The sequence below is a fragment of the Pseudoalteromonas sp. Z9A5 genome, from assembly GCF_011378875.1.
In the GTDB taxonomy this organism is placed as follows: domain Bacteria; phylum Pseudomonadota; class Gammaproteobacteria; order Enterobacterales; family Alteromonadaceae; genus Pseudoalteromonas.
On sequence record NZ_WTLC01000003.1, the window covers coordinates 32,191 to 57,170 of the forward strand.

22 protein-coding genes and 1 pseudogene are annotated in these 24,980 nt (G+C 37.3%); 9 read left to right on the forward strand and 14 right to left on the reverse strand.

Annotated features, from left to right (window positions below):
• Positions 1–52 precede the first annotated feature (52 nt).
• From GQR56_RS02680 to GQR56_RS02690, 3 genes are all read left to right on the forward strand, one after another.
• Positions 53–688 carry a TetR/AcrR family transcriptional regulator gene (locus GQR56_RS02680; protein WP_166109061.1) on the forward strand — a complete coding sequence of 212 codons (636 nt, stop codon included), beginning with the start codon at positions 53–55 and terminating at the stop codon, positions 686–688.
• A 49-nt stretch (positions 689–737) separates the two neighbouring features.
• The gene (locus tag GQR56_RS02685; RefSeq protein WP_166109062.1) at positions 738–1,730 is read left to right on the forward strand and encodes an MDR family oxidoreductase; all 993 of its coding nucleotides are present in this window, start codon (positions 738–740) and stop codon (positions 1,728–1,730) included.
• A gap of 72 nt (positions 1,731–1,802) precedes the next feature.
• Positions 1,803–2,219, forward strand: coding sequence for a VF530 family protein (locus tag GQR56_RS02690; RefSeq protein ID WP_007582761.1), 417 nt, complete (start codon positions 1,803–1,805; stop codon positions 2,217–2,219).
• 102 nt (positions 2,220–2,321) lie between these two features.
• On the opposite strand, the gene GQR56_RS02695 is transcribed toward GQR56_RS02690, so the two are convergent.
• A complete protein-coding gene (locus tag GQR56_RS02695) occupies positions 2,322–2,753 on the reverse strand; it encodes a DUF3859 domain-containing protein (protein ID WP_166109063.1) in 432 nt (143 codons plus the stop codon).
• Between the two features lie 218 nt (positions 2,754–2,971).
• Here GQR56_RS02695 and GQR56_RS02700 point away from each other — a divergent pair, with 218 nt between their 5' ends.
• Together GQR56_RS02700 and GQR56_RS02705 are read left to right on the forward strand one after the other, a co-directional pair.
• Entirely contained in the window at positions 2,972–3,982 is a 1,011-nt protein-coding gene (locus GQR56_RS02700) for a YHYH protein (protein WP_166109064.1), read from the forward strand.
• A gap of 13 nt (positions 3,983–3,995) precedes the next feature.
• On the forward strand, positions 3,996–4,520 hold the full coding sequence (locus GQR56_RS02705; protein ID WP_166109065.1) for a hypothetical protein: 525 nt from the start codon (positions 3,996–3,998) through the stop codon (positions 4,518–4,520).
• 104 nt (positions 4,521–4,624) lie between these two features.
• Here the strand turns inward: GQR56_RS02705 and GQR56_RS02710 are convergent, their stop codons facing one another.
• Entirely contained in the window at positions 4,625–6,442 is a 1,818-nt protein-coding gene (locus GQR56_RS02710) for a serine/threonine protein kinase (protein WP_166109066.1), read from the reverse strand.
• Between the two features lie 354 nt (positions 6,443–6,796).
• Between GQR56_RS02710 and GQR56_RS02715 the strand changes: the two are divergent.
• The 3 genes and pseudogenes from GQR56_RS02715 to GQR56_RS02725 all read left to right on the forward strand — a co-directional run bounded on the left by GQR56_RS02715 (position 6,797) and on the right by GQR56_RS02725 (position 10,302).
• Positions 6,797–8,649, forward strand: a pseudogene (locus GQR56_RS02715) (TonB-dependent receptor).
• Positions 8,650–8,944: 295 nt separating this feature from the next.
• The gene (locus tag GQR56_RS02720; protein ID WP_166109067.1) at positions 8,945–10,000 is read left to right on the forward strand and encodes a YHYH protein; all 1,056 of its coding nucleotides are present in this window, start codon (positions 8,945–8,947) and stop codon (positions 9,998–10,000) included.
• Complete coding sequence (locus GQR56_RS02725) at positions 10,000–10,302, forward strand: hypothetical protein (RefSeq protein ID WP_166109068.1); 303 nt, start codon at positions 10,000–10,002, stop codon at positions 10,300–10,302. Before GQR56_RS02720 ends, GQR56_RS02725 begins: the two co-directional genes overlap by 1 nt.
• Before the next feature lie 130 nt (positions 10,303–10,432).
• On the opposite strand, the gene GQR56_RS02730 is transcribed toward GQR56_RS02725, so the two are convergent.
• Positions 10,433–11,245, reverse strand: coding sequence for a hypothetical protein (locus tag GQR56_RS02730; RefSeq protein ID WP_166109069.1), 813 nt, complete (start codon positions 11,243–11,245; stop codon positions 10,433–10,435).
• A 461-nt stretch (positions 11,246–11,706) separates the two neighbouring features.
• Here GQR56_RS02730 and GQR56_RS02735 point away from each other — a divergent pair, with 461 nt between their 5' ends.
• A complete protein-coding gene (locus GQR56_RS02735; protein ID WP_166109070.1) occupies positions 11,707–12,204 on the forward strand; it encodes a fasciclin domain-containing protein in 498 nt (165 codons plus the stop codon).
• A gap of 80 nt (positions 12,205–12,284) precedes the next feature.
• On the opposite strand, the gene GQR56_RS02740 is transcribed toward GQR56_RS02735, so the two are convergent.
• From GQR56_RS02740 to GQR56_RS02785, 11 genes are all read right to left on the reverse strand, one after another.
• The gene (locus GQR56_RS02740) at positions 12,285–12,848 is read right to left on the reverse strand and encodes an aspartyl/asparaginyl beta-hydroxylase domain-containing protein (RefSeq protein WP_166109071.1); all 564 of its coding nucleotides are present in this window, start codon (positions 12,846–12,848) and stop codon (positions 12,285–12,287) included.
• Between the two features lie 754 nt (positions 12,849–13,602).
• Entirely contained in the window at positions 13,603–14,118 is a 516-nt protein-coding gene (locus GQR56_RS02745) for a hypothetical protein (RefSeq protein ID WP_024612501.1), read from the reverse strand.
• Positions 14,119–14,183: 65 nt separating this feature from the next.
• On the reverse strand, positions 14,184–14,414 hold the full coding sequence (locus GQR56_RS21430) for a hypothetical protein (protein ID WP_240920898.1): 231 nt from the start codon (positions 14,412–14,414) through the stop codon (positions 14,184–14,186).
• Positions 14,415–14,456: 42 nt separating this feature from the next.
• A complete protein-coding gene (locus tag GQR56_RS21435) occupies positions 14,457–14,693 on the reverse strand; it encodes a hypothetical protein (protein ID WP_240920899.1) in 237 nt (78 codons plus the stop codon).
• Between the two features lie 160 nt (positions 14,694–14,853).
• Positions 14,854–15,465 (reverse strand): hypothetical protein, encoded by a 612-nt coding sequence (locus tag GQR56_RS02755; protein ID WP_166109072.1) that lies wholly within the window; start codon positions 15,463–15,465, stop codon positions 14,854–14,856.
• Positions 15,466–15,725: 260 nt separating this feature from the next.
• Positions 15,726–17,837 (reverse strand): TonB-dependent siderophore receptor, encoded by a 2,112-nt coding sequence (locus GQR56_RS02760; RefSeq protein WP_166109073.1) that lies wholly within the window; start codon positions 17,835–17,837, stop codon positions 15,726–15,728.
• Between the two features lie 15 nt (positions 17,838–17,852).
• Entirely contained in the window at positions 17,853–19,175 is a 1,323-nt protein-coding gene (locus GQR56_RS02765) for a DUF3526 domain-containing protein (RefSeq protein ID WP_166109074.1), read from the reverse strand.
• Positions 19,172–20,620 carry a DUF3526 domain-containing protein gene (locus tag GQR56_RS02770; RefSeq protein WP_166109075.1) on the reverse strand — a complete coding sequence of 483 codons (1,449 nt, stop codon included), beginning with the start codon at positions 20,618–20,620 and terminating at the stop codon, positions 19,172–19,174. The genes GQR56_RS02765 and GQR56_RS02770 overlap by 4 nt, the downstream gene beginning before the upstream one ends.
• Positions 20,617–21,360, reverse strand: a complete 744-nt coding sequence (locus tag GQR56_RS02775) for an ATP-binding cassette domain-containing protein (protein ID WP_166109163.1) — start codon at positions 21,358–21,360, stop codon at positions 20,617–20,619. The genes GQR56_RS02770 and GQR56_RS02775 overlap by 4 nt, the downstream gene beginning before the upstream one ends.
• A gap of 436 nt (positions 21,361–21,796) precedes the next feature.
• On the reverse strand, positions 21,797–22,291 hold the full coding sequence (locus GQR56_RS02780; protein ID WP_166109076.1) for a DUF5071 domain-containing protein: 495 nt from the start codon (positions 22,289–22,291) through the stop codon (positions 21,797–21,799).
• Positions 22,292–23,417: 1,126 nt separating this feature from the next.
• Positions 23,418–24,428: an alpha/beta hydrolase gene (locus tag GQR56_RS02785; RefSeq protein ID WP_166109077.1), complete on the reverse strand. Its 1,011-nt coding sequence runs from the start codon at positions 24,426–24,428 to the stop codon at positions 23,418–23,420.
• Positions 24,429–24,980 lie beyond the last annotated feature (552 nt).

A 24,980-nucleotide genomic window follows, 5' to 3' on the forward strand; every position in this document is an offset into this window, starting at 1 on the left:
CAATTTAAATTTATACTTGATTATTTAAAGTCGATCGGTCTAATATGACTGCATGAACAAAAATACATCAACACCAACACGCCGTGGTCGCCCACCTAAAATAGCCAGAGAAAACGCCGATACAAAAGCGTTACTTATTCGCACGGGCCTAGAAACCCTAACCGAATTTGGCTTTAGCGCCACAGGGCTCGATACAATTTTAAAAAAAGCAGCTGTACCTAAAGGCTCTTTTTATCATTACTTTAAAAGTAAAGAAGCCTACGGCATTGCATTAGTTGATGCATACGACAGTTATTTTATTGCCAAGCTTACCCATTACCTACAGCAAGAAGATATTCCCCCACTTGAGCGAATTGTTAACTTTACCCAAAGCGCAATTAAAGGGATGAAAAAATACGATTACAAACGAGGCTGTTTAGTCGGTAACTTAAATCAAGAGCTTAACCATTTAAGTGAAGAGTTTAAAACCAGATTAATGCAAAGCTACACCGCATGGCAAAACCATGTAGAGGTTTGCTTAAACCAGGCTAAGCAACAAGGCACTATTGCAAGCCATGTAAACACGCAATTAATGAGTGAGTACTTTTGGATTGGTTGGGAAGGTGCTGTTATGCGCGCCAAGCTCACAAAATCAAATACCCCACTTACTTTGTATACAGAAATGTTTTTACGCGCATTATTAACCTAATGCGTTTTTATTTACCAATTAAAAGACGATCGGTCTAAAAGGATATCCCATGAGTAACCCAATTAAAGCCATTGTTATTAATAAAGAAGATAATAACTACAGCGCTTCATTATCAACTATCGAAAATAGTGATTTACCAAACGAAAATGTTTCTATCGACGTGCTATACAGCACACTTAACTATAAAGATGGTTTAGCAATTACGGGTAAAGGCCCCGTTGTACGTAGTTTTCCTATGGTGCCAGGTATTGATTTAGTGGGTACTGTTACAAATTCCACCAGCGATGAATTTAAAAATGGCGATAACGTAATATTAAATGGCTTTGGTGTAGGCGAAAAACATTGGGGCGGGCTTGCTCAAAAAGCAGCACTTAATAGCGATTGGCTAATCCCCTTACCTACTGGTATTTTACCAAAACAAGCTATGCAGATAGGTACAGCGGGTTACACTGCCATGCTAAGTGTTATCGCGCTTCAAAAACAAGGGGTTACCCCTAAGTCTGGCGAAATACTGGTAACAGGTGCCAATGGTGGCGTAGGCAGCTTTGCTATTTATTTATTAAACCAGCTTGGTTATAACGTAACAGCAGCAACGGGTCGATTAGATCAAAGTGAGTATTTAAAAGAATTAGGCGCTAAACAGGTAATTGACAGAAACGAGCTTTCAAACCCTGGTAAGCCTTTGCAAAAAGAGCGTTTTGCAGCGGCAATAGATTCGGTAGGCAGCCATACACTTGCCAATATTTGTGCATCATTAAAATATGGTGGTGTAGTAACCGCCTGCGGACTTGCACAAGGTATGGATTTACCAGCATCTGTAGCACCCTTTATACTTCGTGGCGTATCACTTATAGGAATTGATAGCGTAATGCGCCCTAAAGCCGACAGAATTGAAGCATGGGATCGTTTAGCTAAATTAGTAAGCGCCGATTATTTAGATAAAATTTCTACAGAAATATCACTCGAACACGTAATTGATAACGCAGAGCGACTTATGGAAGGTAAAATTCGTGGTCGTGTTGTAGTTAATTGCCAAAGTTAAGCTATTTACTCTGTTAAAGCCCCGTTATTAAATTTATAATGCAATTTGTATTTTAATAACGAGGCAACACCTATGAGCAACCAAGAACTTTTCAGTAATAATCCACTGCAAGGCGTAAAATTAGAACAAGTGGTTGAAGAGCTGGTTGAACAATACGGGTGGGAACTCCTACACGCTTATTTACAACTTAACTGCTTTAAAAATAATCCTGATGTTAAGTCTGCGGTTAAATTTTTACGTAAAACACAATGGGCACAAGAAAAAGTAGATAACTTTTACCTTTATCGTCTTAAAAACTTACCTAAGCCTGATGATGTTCAATACGAATTACCGCCACGAGATCGTGTGATCCCAGCTGATCATAAACCAGGTGAGCCGTGTGAACTTAGTTTTGTTGATGCTAAGCGTATTGTAGAGAAAAAAGAATCTAAACAACGTGCACGCGATCGTAAACAGCGTTCTAATTCTAGTAACCCTTGGGGTAACTAAAAATATACTAGTTTAAGATTGAAGAGCTGTTTGTTAATAGCTCTTCGACTATCTTCTCATTAACTTCAATTATATCCGCGTTACATAGCCAATAAATAACAATTAATATCCTCGATTTTTCCAAAAGTCTGTTTCAGTGCGCTCTGCCTCTAATGCCACATTAAAAGTTTTATCAGCAATGATTTTTCCATTAAGCTCAATCGTCATACGCCAATCACCCAATTTATTTTCTATTGGCAGCCAAAGCGTATCGCCTAAATAAAAGTTCCAATCACTGTTTTTAACGTATACATCGCCTTCAAAAGGGTCCATTACATCACCGCTACTGTCGGGAATATCTGGATGGTAAATACAATAATGAAGCTTTTCGCCTTTACCTTTTTTAATATTTACGATTAAGCCAAACTCAATATCTACCTCAGCTATTACATTTGTTGTAAATTGCTCTATTTGTGGCAATGCTTTACTTTCGCTATCCCACTTGGAGTAAATACCGTGGCTTTGTAACGTCACTACAGGTTTTATTTTAGCCATTAAGGTAGCCTTTTATATTAGCTATTTTGGCATTAGTTTAACTTTTTTTAATTTTACAATAAAACACAATTTAATAAACCTTAATGCCCGTACTGCTAAAATGTCGTACTTTACAATACGTCTGTTAACATAATTGCTAGTTTGTCATCATTGTTTACACACTATTTGCACAATTGCTGATTATTGTATATGTAACTTAATTGATCAGGTGTACTGCAATGAAACAACACGCGCTAATAAATAAAAAACGCAACATAGTAAATGGTTTAAAGCTCACTTCCCTTGCTTTAATTGTTTCATCGTTAGTTGCATGTGGTGGTGATAACGAAACCTTAGCTGATAGCTCAGCAACCACGGATGATTCATCACAAACCACCACAGATAACGGCACAGGTACCAGTAGTTCAACCCAAGGTGTACTTTGTGAATATAGCTACAGCGAATATAACGATTCTGAATCAGTACAAGCCACCAGCGCTGCAGATTGGTCATGCACAGGAACTACACGCGACTTAGTAGCTAATGGCATACCCGATCACGAAGTAGGCACCTTTCCTAATGCCGACAACCCAAATACTATTTCTGAGCAATCAGTAAATGAAAGCTACACACTTGAGCCTATAGAAACAACACAAGCAACTATGCTTGGTGGTCCTCGTGGAATGATAGGCGTTGTACTTAACGGTATTAAAATAGACGCAGGCACAGGCGGAAGTTGCGATGATTCAGGCACCGATTGCGATTTGGGCGACAATAGCGGCAACTGGAATATAGAAGCCCTAAGCCAAGACACGTTTAGTTTTGGAACAGATGACAACAATGCACACGTACAACCCGATGGCACATATCATTACCATGGTATGCCAGAAGGCTTTGTAGCACTGCAAGGTGGTGGTAGTGCAACTATGACTTTAATAGGCTGGGCAGCAGACGGCTTTCCTATTTATGCACGCTATGGCTATTCAGACTCGAGTGACGCAACTTCAGCCTTAACCGCAATGACCGCAAGCTACCAGCACGTAACAACTGTAAGCGCAAACCGCCCTTCTACTGATATATACCCATTAGGTACATTTGCACAAGATTGGGAATACGTAGCAGGCTCTGGTGATTTAGACGAATGTAATGGCCGTGTTGGCGTAACACCTGAGTTTCCTAGCGGAATATACCACTATTACGCAACTGACACTTACCCGTTTTTTCAACGCTGCGTTAAAGGCGAAGTTTAGTTAGGAGTAAGTTATGCATTGCATAAAAAAATGTCTATTAAGTATGGTTGCGTTAGGTTTATTGAGCACACCAAACTTAGCAAACGCGCATTTAATGGTTGCAGATCACGGAACATTAAACTTTGTAGATAATAACGTGTTTATTGTGCTTTCAATCCCTATGTCGGCTTTTAAAGGAGTTGATGAAAATAAGGATGGGAAAGTATCGATAGAAGAGTTTAATGCTCACAAAAAACAAATAAGTAAGCGAGTTAAAAAGAACGTTTATTTAGCAGATCATCAGTATAAATTTACTATTGACGGACTTTTGCTAAACCCAGAAGCGTCGCATAAACATAAAAACACCAATATAGATCAAATAACAATTACAGGGCGTTACTCTATGCCAACTAAACTAACTAAGGTTAATTTTAACGTTAAGTTATTTAGTAATGACAAACATAAGCAGCGCTATCAAATTACGGCTACAAATAAAAAGCAAAAACTTACTCATCAATTTGACCTAACACCAACGTCGCCGTTGAGTAAGGTATTTTAAGCACTAAACCCTAACCGAATAATTAAGTAGCAAAGAGTACAAGCCATACCTGCTTGTGCTCTTTTTTATCTTTACCCTTTTTACTTTTTGTACCAGTACTCTTTTTATAAAGAAACAAGCTTAGGATTTTTAGGAAAGTAATGCTCTTCTTGCTGCTCACATAAACTAAACTCACGTGTGTTTTTATAGGGGAGCTTCATAAAGCCCGCAACACCAACATCAGTAATATTTACCGCGTATTGCATAAGTTTATTAAGCAAACGTTTAAACTCAACTTCTTTGGTCGAATCAAGTAATCGATAGTAATGGTGAATTTTCATTCTGTCCGGCAGGGCTTCAAAAATAATACACCCTGTATGGTGAATTTGGTTAAGCTCAAATACGCACTTGATTACTTTTTTAGGGAGCTGTAGTTGTTCATCAGGGTCTTTGCCGTCTTCAAAGTATGAATGAGGTCGGGTTATTTCGTTTGTTTTCATACTTACTATTTCATACTCAAGCTCTGGTAAGCTTTCAAACTTAAACGCGCCCGTACCATCTCGCTCTAGCTGAATAGTTTTACGCGCATCAAATAAACAACACTTAAATAAACCTTTTTGATTAATAGCTTGGGCAAGCATAACCGTATTATTAATCGCATCACTAAACGCATCACCCAATGATTCGTCATGCATAATTAAAGACGATTCAACAAATAACGACTCATCTCTCCAATGAAAGCTAAGCCCGCCTACTACAGGATACTTTGCTAATCGGCTAATAGATGCTAAAAATGCTTTTTCGTTATCGCCTGTATCAAACAAAAACTCTTTATAATAACGATCAAGTTGCGCATCGTTAACATCTAGTAGTTGTTGTTTATGATCGGCTTGGCGTAAAAACTGTTTTCTTGAACTGTACACAACAGTATCGGGTTGCTCGGCCTTGCCATACCAAAAAGGGATATCTGCTTTTTGTTGTTTTTTATCAAACTCAGGTAAATATACTTTAGCCATAGTCGTAATGTTTCGCATAAAGTAATCACCAGCACCATCACGTATAGCCTTACTCTTAGAAAGCATGCCATCAATTACTTTCGCCAGCTCCTTTGGTAAACCTAAGCTGCTTGCAGGAATTGCTTGTGCGCCAAACCGACACGACTGCGCCGACGCTAACGCATACAACGTAGCGGCTACGCCTTGTTCGTCAAAACGCGGTGATGATTGCTCTCCCGACATTTGCGCTTCGCCAATAAAGTACACATCCCCCATACGGGCATTGGTAGTACTTAAATCACCCGACATTAAATCCATAAAGTTACTAGCAACTGGGTTTCCATCGCTATCTAGTTGTGCATACACAGAGCTGCCCCAATCCACTAACGAGAGCGCATCAGTGTTTGCATCCCATACTAAGTTTGAAGGCTTTATATCACCATGCACTATAGGTTGCTGGCTAATGCCATTTTTATGATGGCGTAAATCAATTAGTACGTTGCGTAACCTGACTGCTAGCGACATTATTTGCGCCGCGCTAAAGCGTCCGGTTTTAAGTGATACTTTTTCAAGGTCTTCGCCAATGGCACGTGCCATCATTAAAATCCCTTGCTTTTTAACGCGTTCAAATGCATAAAAAGTAGGTACTAGCGGGTTATTAATTTGCGAAAGCATATACGCTTCATCTTCAAGGCGGTCACGTACACTTTGGGCAAGCGTTATGCGGGAAAATTTAAACACCCAAGGTAAACCGTTATCGTCATCCCCTGCAAACACAAAACCAAAAGCACCCGAGCCAATCATTTCAACGTTTTTATAACCCAACACTGTTAACTGCTTAATACAAATGTTAAGCCATTGACGGTGTTTTTTAGCATCATGATGCGATAGCAAATAAACAGATTGCTCTTCGTTGATGTAAAAATTGCGGATTTCTTTGGCTTTCAATGCAAATACTCAAATTAATAAAAACAAAATCGAGTTAATTATTAGTTTTATATAATGAGATTACAATAGCTTGATGTAATAATTACCGTGAGTAATTGATTACGTAACTATTACAAATAAACAACACATGTTGCATCCAACTCAATCTCTAATGCGTATTTATTAATAAGCATATAAATTAGGGATATAACAATGAGAACATTAGCAATAATTACCGCCGGGGTTTTATACAGTGGCTATGCTCAAGCCAATATAGAAAAATTAACTGTGTACGGGCATAGAGATGGTTTAATAGGAGAATCTATTAGTGCCTCCAGCGGGATTATAGGTCAGGGCGAAATTGAAGAGCGCCCAATGCTAAGAAGTTCAGAAATGCTTGAGCTGATACCAGGAATGGCTGTTACTCAACATAGTGGCTCAGGCAAAGCTAATCAGTATTTTATCCGTGGTTTTAATTTAGACCACGGCACTGATTTTGCCACCAGCATTGATGGAATGCCTATCAACATGCGAAGTCACGGGCACGGTCAAGGTTATACCGATCTTAATTTTATAATTCCCGAAACAATATCAAGCATTAGCTATCAAAAAGGGGCTTACGATGCGAGCCAAGGTGATTTTTCTGCTGCGGGTAGTGCTAACTTTTTTATTGCTGATAATTTAAAACATCAACAAGTAGAGCTAAGTTTTGGTGAGGACAATTACAGACGAGGTGTGGTACTTGGATCAACTGATCTTGAATCAGGCAAACTTATTGCTGGCGCTGAATGGCAAGGATACGCAGGACCTTGGGATAACATTGACGAAAATGTAAATAAAAAAAATGCCCTCCTTCGCTATGTTACAAACGTGTTTTCTGGCGATTTATCTATTACAGCAATGGCATACGACAACACATGGAACTCTGCAGATCAAATTCCACAACGCGCCATAAACCAAGGCTTAATATCTGAGCTTGGTTCATTAGATACAACGCTTGGCGGTAGCTCAAGCCGATATAGTTTATCGACTAATTGGCAAGGTAAACATGTAAAAGCAAATGCCTATATTATTAATTATGACTTAAACCTGTATTCAAATTTTTCGTATTTTTTAAATGATCCGGTTAACGGCGATCAGTTTAACCAACAAGATAGCAGGGTAATATCAGGTGGTTCACTCAGTTATCAGTTTGACAGCTTCTCATTTGCAATTCCTATTCAACACACCGTTGGTTTAGAGCTACGTAACGATAATATTGATAATGTAGGCTTGTATAACACCGTAGCTAAAAATTATTTAAGCACTGTCAGACAAGACTCTGTTAACGAAACAAGCTATTCGAGTTACTGGCAATCAAAGCTAACTTTAAACCCGCAATTAGAAGCAACCGTAGGCATTAGATACTATTACTTTGATGTAAATGTAAACAGTAACAATAGTTCAAATTCGGGATCAGCAAGCGATGATTTGGTTAGCTTTAAAGGCAGTCTTAACTACTTAATTAACGACTCGTTCGCAGCTTATGCAAACTGGGGACAATCTTTTCATTCAAATGATGCGCGTGGAGCAACTATAAACATCGACCCTGTTAGCCTAACCGAAACCGAAAAAGTAGATTTGCTTGTAAAAAGCGAAGGTGCAGAAATAGGCATACGTTTTTTTGACCAACAAAATTTTAATGTATCGACCGCTTTATGGTGGCTTACACTCGACTCTGAGTTACTTTTTATAGGTGATGCGGGTAACACAGAGGCAAGCGATGCTTCAACACGTTATGGATTAGAGGTAGCGCGTATTACTGGATAAACGATCGTATTAGTATTGATGGAGAACTATCGTTAACTCATTCAAGGTTAGATATTAACGATACAAATGACTATATCGAAGGAGCTGTTCCCGTTGTGGCAAGCAGTGGCGTAAATTGGCATATTAATGAGCAGTGGCAGTCATCACTTAGGTTACGCTATATTGGTAAACGTACACTTACTGACGATGGTACAGAACGCTCAAACCCACTTACGGTTGTAAATTCAATGCTTAGCTATAAACAAACACATTGGAAAGTTAATTTTGAGCTTCTCAATTTATTTAATAGTAACGATCACGACATTGATTATTACTATGCATCGCGTTTACAAGGAGAGCCTACTGAGGGTGTTGAAGACAATCACTTTCATCCAATTGAACCAAGAACGGCACGACTCAGCCTAAGCTTACTTTTTTAAAGTCACCTAAATAGTACCAAACAAATAACTACTGTATACAAATACAGTGCACATACTTTATTAAACTTATATTCGGGCGTGTTACCTTTAAAATTAAAACACGCTCCTCTAGCAGCAACTAAGTCATTACTCTGTTAATAGAACAAAGCTCTAGTTAAGTATCAATATAAACCGGTTTAAACGGGTCTTTCGAATATTAAAAAGCCAAATGAAATCTGTTTGTTATTTGTATTTTCATAGTTTTTACACATTTATGCTCTACTATTATCTTATATTATAAAAGAGGACATAATTTATGAGACTGAAGAATGCGGGCTTCCAACTCGGTTTATTAAGCTTTAGTACACTTATACTTCTAGGCTGTACTGATCCCTCTAAAGAATCAAATAAAAACGTCACTCAGCCTATAGCAGGTCTTAATATTGCTATGTTTACTAAAGGTTCATTTAGTAAAAAACCTGAAATTGTAGACTGTACAACAATGCAAGGCACTGCAACTAAGTGCTATAAATTTACAACTACAGGTGCCCCTGCGGGTCGTGAACCAGGTCCTTTTTGCCCAAGAACAACTACCGATGGCGCCGATGTTTCGGGAAGATGGTTTAGTAAAGAAGGAACTGGCGATTTAGTCGATTTAACAGGCGACTTCATCTTGAAGTTAGATGAGTATTATGGTGATGAAAAATGGATACTTTATGATGCTAAAACAAATAAGATCCGTTATACAGCATCAAAAGAGTCATGCTCTGGTGCAGCCCGCCCTGATGTTGAAGAGCAATACAAACAAAACTGTATAGAGTGCGAACTTGCCTATCTTGATGAAGACTTTTCTTTAACTTATCTTATTCCTCTGAGCCCTATACCGGCATCTCAAACAGGTAGGCTACGTACAGTAGGTATTGCACTTGATGGCACCGAACTTTCGGGTCCTGCACCAATAAATGCAATTTTAGAAAGCTACACTATTGCAGCTTTTGATGACTGCGGCGGGCATATTAATTTACATCAGGGGTATCATTATCACTCTACAACAGGATGTACCGATACACCAACAAGCGAAGACGGGCATGCCGGATTAATAGGCTACGCTATTGATGGCTATGGGATTTATGCAATGAGAGATGCACTAGGTAAAGAAGAGTCTCTTGATGAATGCCGAGGTACTACAGATACAACTCGCGGTTATCATTATCATGCAGCAAGCCCAAGCGAAAATATGTTTATTGGTTGCCTTCATGGAGAGTCAATAAAAGAAGCTGGCGGACCGCCTGATGGGGCTAAAGATGGCCCTAAAGATGGTGGACCTCCTTCGGGCCATAGCGCCCCTCCTAAAAACGAAGGCACCCAATAATGATACATAAACAAATAAAATATTATTATTTACTTACTGTGAGCACTTTATTGCTAGTAACAGGATACGTTAGTGCACATTCTGGACCACTCAACAAAGTTGCCATACAAGCATGCGGCGAAAAACAAAAGTCGCAATCATGTCAATACCAAGACGGTCACAACAATCTATACATAGGTAGCTGTCAGTACATGGCAGATGATTTAATGTGCGTAAGAAACCAGCCAATTAAAAAGGTAGATAAGGAGAAAGATAACTCCATACAAGAGGTAGGTGAGCACAAACACACTCATAATACATAATGAAAAATACATATTAAGTAGGCGAGAAATAAAACGGTAGAATATAACTTATTCAAGGGCTTATATAAAAAATGGTATAAGCCTGGTTATGTTGTACCGTAATCTATAGGTTTTTAAATAATAGGTATGCTTAGTTTTTTCTGTATTGGTAACTAAAACCTACACCACCCCAAAAAAAGTTACGCAAAGTTTCATCCCCTGCATAACGGCTCTCATCTTTATTAACCGCTAAACTATAACTTGTATAGGTATAGAGCTCTAGTTGGTCAAGAACTTGATAAGATAACCCCGCCTTAAATTGAACATTATTAAACCCATTATGACCATCAGATACATAATCGGCATTAAAGCCAAGCCCCGTTTGAATGTCTAATACAAGAGTATCGTTTAAGCGATAATCTTTTTTAACAGCGAGTTCTAAAAATGCCCCTTTAGCATCAAATGAATAATATACACTGCTTATTAGCTGAAATTTATCATCATAAAAATACAAAAAATCTAAACTAATTTCGTTATCGTGTGCGTTACTACTCGCCTCATGAGACAAAATATAGTTATAGCCCGCAAATACTTCAAATGTATCAAATAATTGCGTAGCATAAATTATGTTTAAATTTAGCTCTGAATAATCAGAATTAATACCACTGGCAGCCCAAGGTATAAAAGCTATATTGTTATAATTAAACTCCGATGCTACAGAAACAATCCCATTTCCAGATAAATTATCACGTCCTTCGCTTATATAACGACTTTCCCACAATGGGTGTAAGTGTAAATCAGCCCCCTCTTTTACATAGGTTTGGCTTGCTTCATCGAGAATTATATTTCCACCTACACCCACTTCAAGTTCTTGAGAGTTTTCATTTATTGATGATTGTGCGGTAGCAGTAAACACAACACAGAAGGCAGATACAAAAATAAAAACTAATAAATTATTGTTCATTAATTTAAACCTAAACTTAATTGACGGGCAGATAAAAAATAGTCGCACATACTAATCGTTTAATATGCACCTGAGCAATTTAAATATAGTTATGTGAGTGATACTGTCTAGACCTAATTTTTTAATTAGATCTATCTTGAACATAACATTAACTTTGTGAACTAAACACGAAGAAGTATTTTAAAAATTAAACATGCTCTTACAATTGATACAACTTTATAAAAAATAATGATTCAATATTATTATCACTACAACCTTTAATAACTAACGCTTGCCTAATAACGTGCAGAGCCCATATAATTGAAAGTGTAGTAATAATTTAGACTAACAAATAGGCTATTTGATACGATAAAAACGGCTTAATAGCTCACTAGTCTATATAACTTTTATTTGGACTCCTCTGTCGTTCCCAATATTAAATTGACATAAAACCAATCAATATTATTTATTAAGGATAATCAATGTTTAAAAAAGTAGTAGTAACTTTATCAATCGTTGTAGCAAGTTTAGGATTTACTTCTGTAGTTTTTGCAGATGATAGCGTTAAAAAAGACATTGTAGATATTGCATTAGAAAATGGTTCGCTTAATACTTTTGGCGAAGCTCTAAAGGCTGCTAATCTAGTTGATACGTTGAAAAGTGAGGGCCCTTTCACCGTGTTTGCACCAACAGATAAAGCATTCGCAAATTTACCGGAAGGAACACTTGAAGCCCTTCTAAAACCTGAAAATAAAAGTAAATTAACAGCAATACTTAGCTATCACATAGTTAAAAGTAAACTAACAGGAAATGACATTGTTAAAGCGACTAGTTTTGAAACTAGTCAGGGTCAAAAGTTAACAGTTTCTACAGCGGGTGGCAGAGTAATGATAAACAATGCTGGCGTGTCAATGATCGATGTTAAAGCAAGTAACGGCGTGATTCATGTTATAGACGCAGTATTAATGCCAAAAGAGTAATTTTAGTTAATAAGCGCAGTTTTAATAACTGCGCTTATATAGATAAAAATAATGTGATCTATAAAACAGACATTAATCTCTCAAGGTTCACATCTATTTATTAACCTCTCTGCATACAACCTGACCTCTTCAGGTAGCATATCCGTACTAAAGTCTGTAATACCTGGTCTTAAAAAATCGAGCATAAGTGTCCCTCTAAACTGATCAGAACCATTCCATGCTTCATGTTCAACCGTATCATCAAAGATCAAACATTTACCTTCTTCCCAGTAACGAGTTTCACTTCCAACTCTTAATTTACATTCGCTTGGTACAACTAAGCCAAGATGAAGTCGATATACACTTTCAGCCCACCCTACATGTGGCTCTATATGGGTCTGTGGCGCCAAAAGTGAAAAACCAGCAAGGGAAACCCCATCAATACTTTGAATTAACCTAGCGGTTTCGGGACATTTTTTACATGCACTCTCAATAGGGATACCAAGCGCATGTAAACCAAAAACACTCCAGCCATATCCATGCATTTGTTGCTGAATCCAAGGATCAAACACATCATTCGAAAGTGAGCGAAATTCGTCACGAATTTTCTCCCAATTTACCTCAAGTTCAGAAACAAAAGGAAACCGAGAAGGTTCAATAAACATTATTAGTAATCCATAAAATAATAACCATAGTGTAGAAATGAGGTAGCAATAAAATTTATTTAGTAAATAGACACCATAACAAACTATATAATTTTTTAAATACTTACTAAAAAAACCTCATCTTGAAATTTTCATGATTTATTCGTTATGCTTTTTTATTAAGAAGCTTTTTATTTAATTTTTTTATAATTAAAATATACACAACAGGTGTAATACAAATATAAACAAGTAATGAAAATGCCAACAGTATTGCACCATAAACATTATTAGCTATAAAAAATAGCCCCCATAAAACACATACCTAATAAGCAAAACCTAGCAATTCATCAAGTAAGCTAAATTTTTTGTTACTCATATTTAACAGACCACTTGTTGTGTTCAAACCAATAATTATTTAGCAAATGGAAAAATCATTAAGATTAGGACCTATTTATCTTTCGAGGTTAAATTTACAGCAGTGTGCTTGGTGTTTAGGCAAGGCAGAGCCTATGTAGTGTGGTTATTCCCCATAAATAGGCGATAACGTAGCATAAATTCCAAACATGCGCTTCCCGAAGGGTTCTGTCCAGGGGCAATTTACACTTTGTTACCTACATGGATGTAAGCAGTAGAATAACGCAGGAGCAGTTATCGAGCCCATAGGTTACAAACCTTACGCCGCGATTAAATAGCCCCTAGATTGAACAAATTTTAATCCTGAAAAGTCAACAGGCCCTAATAACTAATAAATATAGAAGTTCGGTGCCAGCGTTAACTAAATAAAACTAACGGATGACAAAAATTCATCACTTTGTGTATTTAATCCAACGCACAATAAGTTATAAACACCCTGCTTATACATAAACATACGGTTTTTAACTGATTTACCCTCTTTACTTGTTATATTCATTTCGTAACCATTAACACCATCGTGCTCAATGTAGTTTTCGCTATTCATAACCCCACTAAAACGTCTAAGTAACCCCTGCCTGCCAGGACGAATACCGTCTTCTAACGTGCCTTTAGGTACACCCTCGCCCAAATACTCCGATATTGAAACAACGCAAGAAGTGTCCTCATCTTTAGCTCTAAAAGTAGTAACTTTAAATTTACCATAACCGGTTATGTCATTTATCTTCGATGATATTTCTGGTTTGCTTAAAAAAGTAGCTTTAAAGTTATAATCTTCAAAAACGAGCTCTTGGGATGATGAGCTTAATAATGATGTTTCCGCCGTAAAATATTTATAAGCACCAAATGCAATTACTAAAATTAAAATATACTTAACCAAGGTACGTTATCCTTCTTCTTTTGTTTTTATTAGGCAGGTAAATAGAATTTTTTATTTTTTACTCGTTAGTTATAAGCCCAAGCATCCGTTATTGTTACTTCGCACTTGTTATAACTAGTTGTTTCTTTTTGAGCTATTCCTCTTACTCTAAAGTTAGTTAAAGTATTTGGTAAAATATTTAAATCGTCATCTGTTACAGATAACGTATCAACTAATACATTTTGATCAGTTACAAAATCTACCTGAAACTTTACTTGTTTAAACGAAAAATCAGAGTCATTTTCTATTTGCCCCATGCATACTACATAAAGCCCATCGTTTTCGTTTTTACTACTAATTTAAGTTACTTTGGCGTTTAGGTTTTTCATTGCTTTATTTTCTTGCGCTGTAACAAAAATATTTTGATAGAATATAAAGCCAAAAACCCCAACAATACATAAAGCTAACGCACCAATTAACACTGGGTTGTTTTCTAAATTAGAATATTTTGCTTGTAACGAAGTACATTGCGGACATTTTTTAGCACGTGCATCTATAGCGCTAAAACACATAATACATTCTTTCGTGCTGTGCATAACCATCCTTGATAACGGTGAAACAAAAAAGTAACTATTTTAATAAGCTTAAGTGTACCCATATAAACGCAACCGTAAACAAAAACTAGACTTTACTAAATCACAACTTTAAACAAAACAAAATCACTGTGTAAATAAGCAGTGTATTTTATGCACTGGTTTATATAGAAAATAATTTAGCTTTTTCATTATTTAACAGCCTATCTTTATTTCTATCGTAAATAACTTCGGCTTCGCTTTGAGTAATTACGCCTTGATCGAGTAAAAATTCTAAGCTTTCTTTATATATTTCTAATTTTTTTGAGTTGTCGAGTTCTGGTCTTATTTTAAGGCTTTTTATTTCTGTAGATAACATACTTTGAAACTCACTCAACTCTTTACTATTAGGCTTATTGTTCCAAAGAGTCAGAGCCGGATTGCCATTATTTCGAAAGCGATATACAACCACGTCTGTTATTTTATAAAAATACTGTTGAATGCATATTAATGCTGGTACTAAAAAAATCAAACCTGCGTTGAGTGACTTGGGATCTAAATTTATTGCCGACTCGATAAAAAAGCGAACAACACCAATTAAAAAAAAAGCAGATAGACCTAACAGTATTAAAGGTCTATGAAAGTACTTATCTGACTCCTCATCAAGATCGAATAAACTAAAAACCTCTTCATTCATCCCTTTAATAGAAGATTGAGTAACTTTAACTTTCCCATTATCGAGCAGCTCTACTTTTTTACGTCCCTGCATAAATTTTTTCTGTTCAAATGTTCTCATTAATTATTCCCTAATATCATTACAGCTTTTTATGCTGAACATTTTGATTCCGTTAATGTTAAATATCAACCATATAATTTAAAATATATCTGCACTATTATTTCAGACAGTAAAAAAAGACTAAACAGATTTAAAAAACAAACCATTTTGAGGGGATTTATTAAAGGGAAATTAAAAAACCGAACTTTAAGCTAAGCTTGCTAAGATAAGCTCAGTTCGGTTTGATTGGGAGTAAAGTTTTAGCGTAATGTAAATAACGTTTAAAACTTGAAAGTGCCAGTTAAGCGTACGCTACGCGGTGTTCCAGGTTGAACCCACATATCTGCAAATGAGTTAGTGTAGTAGGTTTCATCAAATAAGTTATCAACCTCGGCGCGTAAACCAAATGATTTAGTTACATCAACATCTACAAACGCGCGCGCGGTTGTGTAGCTCGGTAGTTTAAAATCGGTTCCAAAAAAGCCGTTTCGTGAACCTACATAAACCAAGCCACCGCCATATTTAGCAGCTTTACCGTAAAGCTCTGTTGATTTAACAAGCTGTAAACTAACCTGATTCTCAGGAATATTTAACAGTGAACTTCCCGCATCTACATTAAAACCAAAATTAGCATCAAAAAATGAGTTTTGAATAGTTGCATCAACATACGCATACGACAGCCACAAGGTTAAGTCCTCAGTAAGCTCGCCATTTATATCAATTTCAACGCCTTTACTTTGCGCTTCACCAATGGCGGCACTTGTAAAAGCAGTTGGGTCGTCAACCACCAGCATATTGTCTTGCTCTACCTTAAATACAGCAACAGTACCAAAGAGTGCGCCGTCGTTTAGGGTAAACTTAACCCCTACCTCTGCTGACGTAGATTGATTTGGCTCAAAACCATCACCGTTTGAGTCAGTACCCGATAAAGGTCTAAAGTTTTCGCCGTACGCTGCATATACAGAGATTGAATCATGTACTTCATAAACAATGCCAAACTGTGGGCTAATACGCGATTCACTTTGTTTAGACTTTATATCAGACAAGCGATTATTTAACGTTTGCTCGTAATCATCAAAGCGTGCACCAACGCGAATATCAAGCTTATCGGTTATGCTTATTTGATCTTGAATAAATACACCAAGCGACTTCTGTATTTCTATGCGGTCAGTATTAGAGGTGGGCGTTGGCAACGGGTATGCACCATACGCAGGGTTAAACACATTAATATATTGATCACCCCGTACGCGCAATACAACTTGGTCGTTTTCAAAACGATCTGAATCAATACCCATAATCAAGCGGTGCTTTAAACCACCTAGTTTAATATGACCAGTTAACTCACCGCGAAATACTTGGTATTGCGCGTCGTAATCGCGGTAACGTCTAAAGCGATTTACCTCACCGTCTATTACACTATCAAAGCCGGTTTCGGTTGCAAAACCTTCAAGTGATGTATCACGATAATTTGCCCCCAGTAATACACTCCAGTTATCATTAAAATCATGAATAAACTCTAATTGATGCCCTAGTGCGTCTGCCTCTATTGGGTCATCACCAGGTTCGCCTAAAAAGCGACTTTCTGGAATTAAACCAAGCTCGCCCTCTATGGCTAATACGCCTCGATCAAATGGCACTTCTTGATCGCTATATTCAAGTTCGTAAATAAGCTGGCTATTATCGTTAATATTCCACGCTATTGAAGGGCTAAACCCTTGTTTAGTTGTTTCAATGGTATCGCGAAAGCTTTTTGCATCCTCATAAAAACCAACTAGCCTAATTGCAACATCGTCAGATACCGGCGTTGTATAATCTATGTCTGCACGGTAAGTATCAAAACTGCCAACACTTAGCTTAAGCTCCCCTTGTGTATCAAACGTTGGGCGTTTAGTAACTAAGTTTACGGTACCGCCAGGCTCGCCACGGCCAAATAAAGCCGCACGCGGACCCTTTAAAACCTCAACCGATTCAATACCCGATAAATCACGCGAGCCACCAAAACCACGCCCAGCGTTAAATCCATTAACGAGGTAATTGCTTGGTAAGTTTTCATCGCCAACAAAACCTCGCAGTGCAAAGCTATTCCAAAGTCCACCAAAGTTATTTTGCCGTGCAACCGACGCCGACAAATCAAGCGCTTGATTTAAATTAAGAGCACCTGCGTCCTCGAGTGTCTCTAAATCTATTTTAAGCTCTGACTGAGGGGTTTCTAAAGGGCTAAAATTACCTTGATAAGCTTGGCGAGTCCCCGTAACGGCAAGCCTTTCAATAACGCTAGCATTTGCGCTATCAATTTGCTCACTTTTATCAGCTGCCATTCCCTGACTGCTAAATAAACTCACTAAACATGTACTTAAATAAGTAAGTTTCAGCCCTTTTTTATTAGTATTCATTATAAACCTTGCTAGTTAGTTAACTGATAAATTTTCTTTTAACTGAACGCCTATAACCTCAGGCTTATCCTTTTCATTAAGTATTGTTTTACTAAAGCTTGGCATGTTGTTAAGCGCGGCTTTAGTCATATCACCTTTAATAAATAACCAAGGATAGTAAAACTCTCTCAGGCATTTATGAAACCCTCGTATTTGGTACTCGTATCTCGATGCCGCTATTGCATCTGTTTTTGCTTTTCGCGTTAAGCTGCGTTGTAGCAATAATGGAGGTGAAAACCACGATACAACGCCTGCTAACTGATACTTTTTGCGCGCAGCATCACGGTACGCATGCGACAGAGCAGCCGCTTTTTCATCCCCTACTTGTTGAAAGGCGTAATACCATTTCCATTCAAACTCACTTTGCATATCAACGTTATCTTTCCATTCGGGGTGATTAGCTACAAAAGCGTCCATTGTGGTCTGTTTTGGTAGGTCCCATGCATCATTAACTGCTTCGCGCTGGGTAAATACAATTTCGCCACCTTTAGGTGAGTGCACAGTTTTGTTAATGGCTAAATCACCTAAAATAGGAATAATAAAAGCAACTAACACCCATATACCCATTAAAGCGGAGGCTACACGCGGTGCGCTGTTTGCTTGCTTACCCATTAAAATACTCAGTGCAGTCCAAAAAACTAAATAGGCAACGCACATAACTGCTATTAAAAAAACATCATAAATGGAACTACCTGCAACGTAAGCACCAGCAAAAAATGGCAGCATTAAACACGCGAGTAATAAAATAAATCTCACTGCTATACGTGCACCCCATAAAGCAAAATAAGAGCGCACTGTGGTGACTAATAAATCGTAACGACCACTCGTACGTTCGCTGGCAAATAAATCATGGAACAGCAAAATGACTATTAGTGGTGCTAATGCACTTAACACAAACGCAAAATCAATTTTACCGGCTTGAGCAAGCTCTGCATTTTGCGCATCGCTTTCGTAAATTTGTCCCTCAAGTGCGAGTAAGTTTATGCGGTGTTTCCATGGGTAAATATCGCGATCCCCCAAGGCTGCAAACGCTAAATTTGAAGGTGATGAATACGTTAAATGAAATGTATAATAAGCCAGCATACCTGCATCAGTTTGTTGGCTTTGCACATTTAAGCGCTCGGTTAAATCAGCCGATTTTAAACGCTCAATAGTTTGGCGTTGCTGGCTTACTTCACTAAGCCCACTTAAAACCGCAAACGCAGACACCGTAAATGTACAAAGTAAAAGCACCACTAAATATTTTTGACGAAGTAAAAAGCCAAACTCTCGTTTTAGGTGTAAAAGCAAATAGCTCATAACAAACGTTTCCCTACAAATTTTATACCGCCTACTAACACAGCAATCCACAGTAATAACTGTAAAAATGCAGATGTACTTCGATCGGCTCGTACCAATGCACTATCGCTATTAAAGGTAAAGTTTTGCAGTATTTGCCAATTATCTGCGCTCACACGTGCTTTTTTAGTTGCGGTTGCATTGGCGTTACGATTTATGTCGTCTTGGTAGGTCAGCTTTTCACTATGAACTTTGTTAAGCCCTTGCACAAAATCAAAGCGTAATTGTTCGGTTTCGCGTAAAAAACGGTGATGTGTTTCAATGCTCGTACCAACAACAATCATAGATAATGATTTAATTGCCACCATAGGTGTAACCCAACCAAAATTACGCGAAAGCTGAGTTTGTTTAAGCTCCGCTTGCATGCGTTGCTCTGCAAACTTATTTAAAACAGCCGTTTGTTTAGCCTCAGACTCTCCAGCAACCACTCCTCTAAAGTTAACGGGTAACTCGTCTAACGTTTCAACGTTGTATTTTTTAAGTAGTGATTGTTTAAACTGCTTAAAAGCAGGATCGTTGGCATTGTGCCCATCGCCTAGCTTTCTTAGCTCTGCTTTTACTGCAAAATCGGTTTCTATTTTACCTGGTGATGGCACAACAGTAGCTGCAGTTGTACTCGCTACTCGTGGCATAACAATACACAGTAAAATCCATAAAAAGATAAGAGCGGTAAAGCTGCCACTATTTTTACTAAACACGCTAGAGGCTAATAAAATAAGTAATACCCACACAAATAAATACAGGGCATAACCCAAAATAAAACTGGCTACAGCAAGTAAACTTTCGCCATTTAAAACAGTGAATAAAGATGAAACCATAAGCGGAATTAAAATTAACCCTACAACACAAATAAGCGCCAAGCCTTTACCTGCAATAAGCGTTAAACCCGATGTCCCCTGCGAGAGTAAATAAGGCAACGTTTGCAATTCGCGTTCGCGGCTAATAGCGCTGTAACCAATTAAAATAAGTAACAACGGAGCAAGCGTTTGCACAATAAACGCAGGCGTTAAACTGCCTAATTTAGTCAAAGCTGTGCCCTGGCGGTTATCTGCAAACATTGCGCTATTTTGCCTGTGCCCTTCTAAAAATATTGAGTTACCAGTAAATGCATCAATACCAGGGTCGAGCGTACTTAAAGGGGCTGGCGTTCTAAAAGCATAGTGCCCGTAGTGCACCATTCTGTGTGGGTGTCGGTCGGGTTGATCAACAAAGCTTTTATCGCTCGTTGTTTGTAGTGCGTGCCTAGTGTGGCTTAATTCAATCATGGTAATGGCTGTTACAATTACCGAGGTAAGTGTAAGTACCAAACCAATAACAAGTACAGTGACTGCCAATTTAGAACGCAACCAATAACGCCATTCATCCTTGGCAATAAGCACTACTTTTGAGACGTTGTTTATATTCATTCATTGCCTCGGCTCTTGTAATCACCAAAGGCAGCGTGAACTTGTTCGGTATTAATACGACCATTTTTAGGGGCATTGAATTCCCCCACCAGCTCGCCATTTTTTAATAAACCAATGCGATTAGCAACTTGGCAAGCGCCATAAACATCATGCGTTACCATTAAAATAGTCGCGCCAGTAAGGGCAAGTTCGCGTACAAGCTGATTAAATTCATCAATAGCAACAGGATCAAGACCAGAGGTTGGCTCGTCTAATAAAAAAATAGGGGCTTCTCGCAATATGGCAAGCGCGATTGCTGTTTTTTGTCTCATGCCTTTTGAATACGTTTGCATGTAGCGATCCCACGCATCAGGTTGTAATGCAACACGATTAAAAGCAGTATTAATGTCATTGCGTGACTTTTTAATACCCGCTAACGATAAAAAATATTCAACGTTTTCGCGTGCGGTTAAATGCGGGTATAACGTAGCAGACTCTGGCAAATATGCAGTTTTCCCGCGAACAAAATCAAGTGCTTTAGTCACCTCTTTGCCCGCAACTTTTACAGAACCTTTTGTGGGCTTATTAAATCCCAACAAGGTCTTTAAAGTAGTTGATTTACCCGCACCATTACCACCAAGCAGTGCATACACCTCACCGGCAGCGACGCTAAAGTTTAAGTTTTTTAAAATAGCATTGTTTTTAATACTAAAACTTAACGCACTTACTTCAATAATTGGTTGGGCTTTGTGTGTTTGTATATTACCTACTGGTTTTGTTTCAGGGCTTAGTGAATCAACAGATGTTGATTTATTATCTACAGTTGATGTTGCCACACTCAAACTCTACTATCATTATTTACAGTTTAGCAATGTTATACTATAGCAATATGCAATTGCAACAATATAACATATTAATAATTTAATAATTTAATAATTTAATAATTTAATAATTTACAAATGAGAAGATTAAGATATTTTGGTTAAAAATTTGTAAGTCTGAGTAGTTTAAAACTTGCTGAGCAATAAATTGATTTTACTACTTAAGTAAGCAGCTTTTAAAAGGTCTAGTCGCTTTGTATTAATTTTAAATAATAGCTATCAATAGCGGCTAAAAAATTAGCGGGAGGTTTTATATTAAGATCTGAAATTAAATGGATATCATAGAATCAAGAAAACAATATCCATTTTCACTTATTTATAACTCATGTTCACCTAAAGGAGAGCTATAAATAGCTCTACTGCCAGCTTCAAGCGTCTCTTTTATCCATACGTTATATACAAATAAATTTCTTTTCGTTATTTTTGCTATCTCAGCATCTGGAATTAAATTATGGTCTGTTAAAATTCGGATAGACTCAAAATCACATTCTTCAGAACCCGTTTGAGTTGCCCATAGCGTCAAACTCTTAATACATTTATTCAGAGTTTTTACATCATAAGAGGCTATTATTTGAATTATAAGGGTGTATCTCCAGTCGTAATCCGGTTTATTCGCCTCTTCGAGAATCCTATGTACTTCTTTTTCTCCAAGCTTTATAAAATACTCATAAATTGACCCAGCAATTGGCCAATTTGGATCACAAGTCCAAGATAACAACTCATCCATGTACTTAATATTTTGTGGATACCCAATAGCTATAATTTCATCTACTGCAGCTTGATCGCACTTATCTGATATTTTAATAGTCATTAAAATTCCTTTATACCTTTTATTGGTTTAGCACCTATTTTTTTAATAAAAATCATCCTGAATATCTGTTAGTATCAACGCAAGATGCGACAAATAAAAGCTTATCTTTCCAATTCATAGTAATTACGACTCTCTTTTCAGCTAAATTTTTATATAGATACAAAAGCTATTTAATTAAGTGATTTTTAGTAAGTACAACCTTCAGTAGATATAGGCATTAGCGTAATTACAGCTACCACACGAATAGTTTAAAATAACAGAGTATCAAAAAAGCTGTCGTTAACCCTCCCCAGCCAATAAACTTGGTAACGTACTCAGGTGAATGGTTATTAAAATGTGGGAATATAATTGCCCCAAATGACAGTAAAGGTAATAAACCAAAAAGCTTCGCTGCATATTGAGTTGGGTAAGGTGAAAAAGGTGTAACTAATTTATAAATGACTATATAAATACTATAAACCACAAAAGCAATACCAGCCTCTTTCAGGGAAGTATTAGTACTATCAATAAAAAAATACAAACCACAGAGGAATATAAATACGGGTAGTTCAATCAATCTAGATCATCCTTGCTCTATCAAAAATTAAAAATAACGTGTGCATAGCATTTTATTTATATTCAAAGCATAGCTAAGTTGCTTAAATCATTTAACGCAGTTTAAATAAACGAACACCACTATAATAAATCTCTAAAAAATGTGCCACAAAATTTACTCCACAATAAGTAAGTCCGTTTTATTTAGATCGGGACCTACCTCTAGAAAGCCTATCCAATTTAAAAGGATTTTCTCAAAAGATCCTAAACTAAAAACTGAAAACAACTTTCCTCGAAGAGTGAATAAACTTTAGCTTTATTTAAACACGACATAAACTGTTTATAGCCAACACCAGTATCGTCCATTAATAGACTATCAATAAAAAAAAACCGTCTTTATGGACTAAGCTGGCTTTGCAGAACGGCATAATTCGACAGTGTAATTCCTTCCATGAAAACTCAACGTTCAAACATATCCCTATAAGTAAATAAAGCAGGCTAAACTAGTCACCACCCTAACAGAAAAAATTAAATGCGAAATTTAAGATGAGTTTCAGATACAAATTTTATACTCAAGCCCACTCACTAATAGTTAGCGGGATAAAAAATCCAATACTGTACGATTTACTTGTTCAGCCTGATCGACCGTTAAAAAGTGCCCTGCATCTAAGACCTGTATAGTCTGAACATTTTTCAACATTTTCTTTGCCCGCTCAAGACTATCTAAATTATTCATTATGTCATTGTCGCCAATCATCACTAATGTAGGTAGGGTAATTTGTTGGAGCTGCTGATCTGAAAATGGTCGCATTTCGGTGATTAAACCAGGCATTGGATTGTCATCAAGCGCTGCCACATATTGATCTAAATAAATAGGGTTAATCATGTGTACTTTGGTAGACAAAGTTTTTAAGCTCTCTTGAGCCTCATCGCGCACAGGGTTTAACGTAAACAGAATACTCGACAATAAGTCACCGCTAAACTCAAGCCAACCAAACGTTTGCGCAGGGCTAAGTAATACCAAACGTTGAATACGCGACATTTCGTTATTTGATTCAGCCAATGCAATAGCGGTTGCCTGCCAACCTCCTCGAGAGGCACCAACTAAGTTTAGCGAGTCCAATTGCAGTAGATCAAATAATTCTTGGTACCAACTTACCACTTCAGCCATGCCAGAAATATCTGTATTAGCAATAGAGCCTCCAGAGCCGAGCAAATCGTCAATGGCATAAACCCGATAGTGTTTGGCTAATGCCGCTATATTTGGGTACCACATAGCTGAGTTCGTCTGCATACCATGCAATAAAACAACAACCTCTGCATCCTCCGATCCTGCAACAATAACCCGTGCCTGACCAAGTGACGTAGGAATACTAAGCTCACGATAATCTACCGGCCACAAACTTAAAGCACGGCGATAAAGCTGCTCATCGGATAATGTTTTAGCCGATAGCTTTTGCAACTTAGCATTTTCTACATGACGTTCAGGTATCAAATAAGATTGTAGATCATGATCCACTTCTACTTGATCGTCAAACCAATCGCACCCAACCAATAATGTCAGTGTAGTAAGTATCACGCACGTGCCTTTCCAGATTTTCATCTGTACTCCTGTATAATAAATGCATTGGTATTTTTAGTATAAGATGTTCTAGAGTTTAACCCATGCTATTTACTAACTAAAACAAATACTAATTAAATAGAAATCCATCTTAATTGAAAAAATATATCAATACTTCCAAATTTACTTTTTAGACTTAGTATTTTTCTATTGTTTTGTAGTTTTTCTCACTAAACCAATTAAATAAGCTATTTTAGACGTTAAACCCAAATCAAACGCATGAAAATACAGTTGTAATCTTTTACTGACTAGTTGAAGCGTTATGCGAACAGCTTTCGCAATTACTAGCATTCGCTTGGCGTTTTCTATTTAATTTTTTACAGTAACTTTCTTGTGAATCTGATTTGCCAACGGCCTCATGAAATACGTGCATAAATTGCTTGGCGAGTTTTAACTGGTTTTCTGGGGAAATATTTACACGGTTTTAATAACGATAAATTCGTTTTTCGATATACCCTCACTAGCCTCTCGCATGTTAAGCGTTTTTGAACGCTGGTATATCAGATTTTTCTAGGATGTTGACCATTTTGGCTC

Coding starts and splice junctions, on each gene's coding strand:
- GQR56_RS02680 (WP_166109061.1), top strand. CDS start 53: ATGAACAAAAATACATCAACACCAACACGCCGTGGTCGCCCACCTAAA.
- GQR56_RS02685 (WP_166109062.1), top strand. CDS start 738: ATGAGTAACCCAATTAAAGCCATTGTTATTAATAAAGAAGATAATAAC.
- GQR56_RS02690 (WP_007582761.1), top strand. CDS start 1,803: ATGAGCAACCAAGAACTTTTCAGTAATAATCCACTGCAAGGCGTAAAA.
- GQR56_RS02695 (WP_166109063.1), bottom strand. CDS start 2,753: ATGGCTAAAATAAAACCTGTAGTGACGTTACAAAGCCACGGTATTTAC.
- GQR56_RS02700 (WP_166109064.1), top strand. CDS start 2,972: ATGAAACAACACGCGCTAATAAATAAAAAACGCAACATAGTAAATGGT.
- GQR56_RS02705 (WP_166109065.1), top strand. CDS start 3,996: ATGCATTGCATAAAAAAATGTCTATTAAGTATGGTTGCGTTAGGTTTA.
- GQR56_RS02720 (WP_166109067.1), top strand. CDS start 8,945: ATGAGACTGAAGAATGCGGGCTTCCAACTCGGTTTATTAAGCTTTAGT.
- GQR56_RS02725 (WP_166109068.1), top strand. CDS start 10,000: ATGATACATAAACAAATAAAATATTATTATTTACTTACTGTGAGCACT.
- GQR56_RS02730 (WP_166109069.1), bottom strand. CDS start 11,245: ATGAACAATAATTTATTAGTTTTTATTTTTGTATCTGCCTTCTGTGTT.
- GQR56_RS02735 (WP_166109070.1), top strand. CDS start 11,707: ATGTTTAAAAAAGTAGTAGTAACTTTATCAATCGTTGTAGCAAGTTTA.
- GQR56_RS02740 (WP_166109071.1), bottom strand. CDS start 12,848: ATGTTTATTGAACCTTCTCGGTTTCCTTTTGTTTCTGAACTTGAGGTA.
- GQR56_RS21430 (WP_240920898.1), bottom strand. CDS start 14,414: ATGGGGCAAATAGAAAATGACTCTGATTTTTCGTTTAAACAAGTAAAG.
- GQR56_RS21435 (WP_240920899.1), bottom strand. CDS start 14,693: ATGCACAGCACGAAAGAATGTATTATGTGTTTTAGCGCTATAGATGCA.
- GQR56_RS02755 (WP_166109072.1), bottom strand. CDS start 15,465: ATGAGAACATTTGAACAGAAAAAATTTATGCAGGGACGTAAAAAAGTA.
- GQR56_RS02760 (WP_166109073.1), bottom strand. CDS start 17,837: ATGAATACTAATAAAAAAGGGCTGAAACTTACTTATTTAAGTACATGT.
- GQR56_RS02765 (WP_166109074.1), bottom strand. CDS start 19,175: ATGAGCTATTTGCTTTTACACCTAAAACGAGAGTTTGGCTTTTTACTT.
- GQR56_RS02770 (WP_166109075.1), bottom strand. CDS start 20,620: ATGAATATAAACAACGTCTCAAAAGTAGTGCTTATTGCCAAGGATGAA.
- GQR56_RS02780 (WP_166109076.1), bottom strand. CDS start 22,291: ATGACTATTAAAATATCAGATAAGTGCGATCAAGCTGCAGTAGATGAA.
- GQR56_RS02785 (WP_166109077.1), bottom strand. CDS start 24,428: ATGAAAATCTGGAAAGGCACGTGCGTGATACTTACTACACTGACATTA.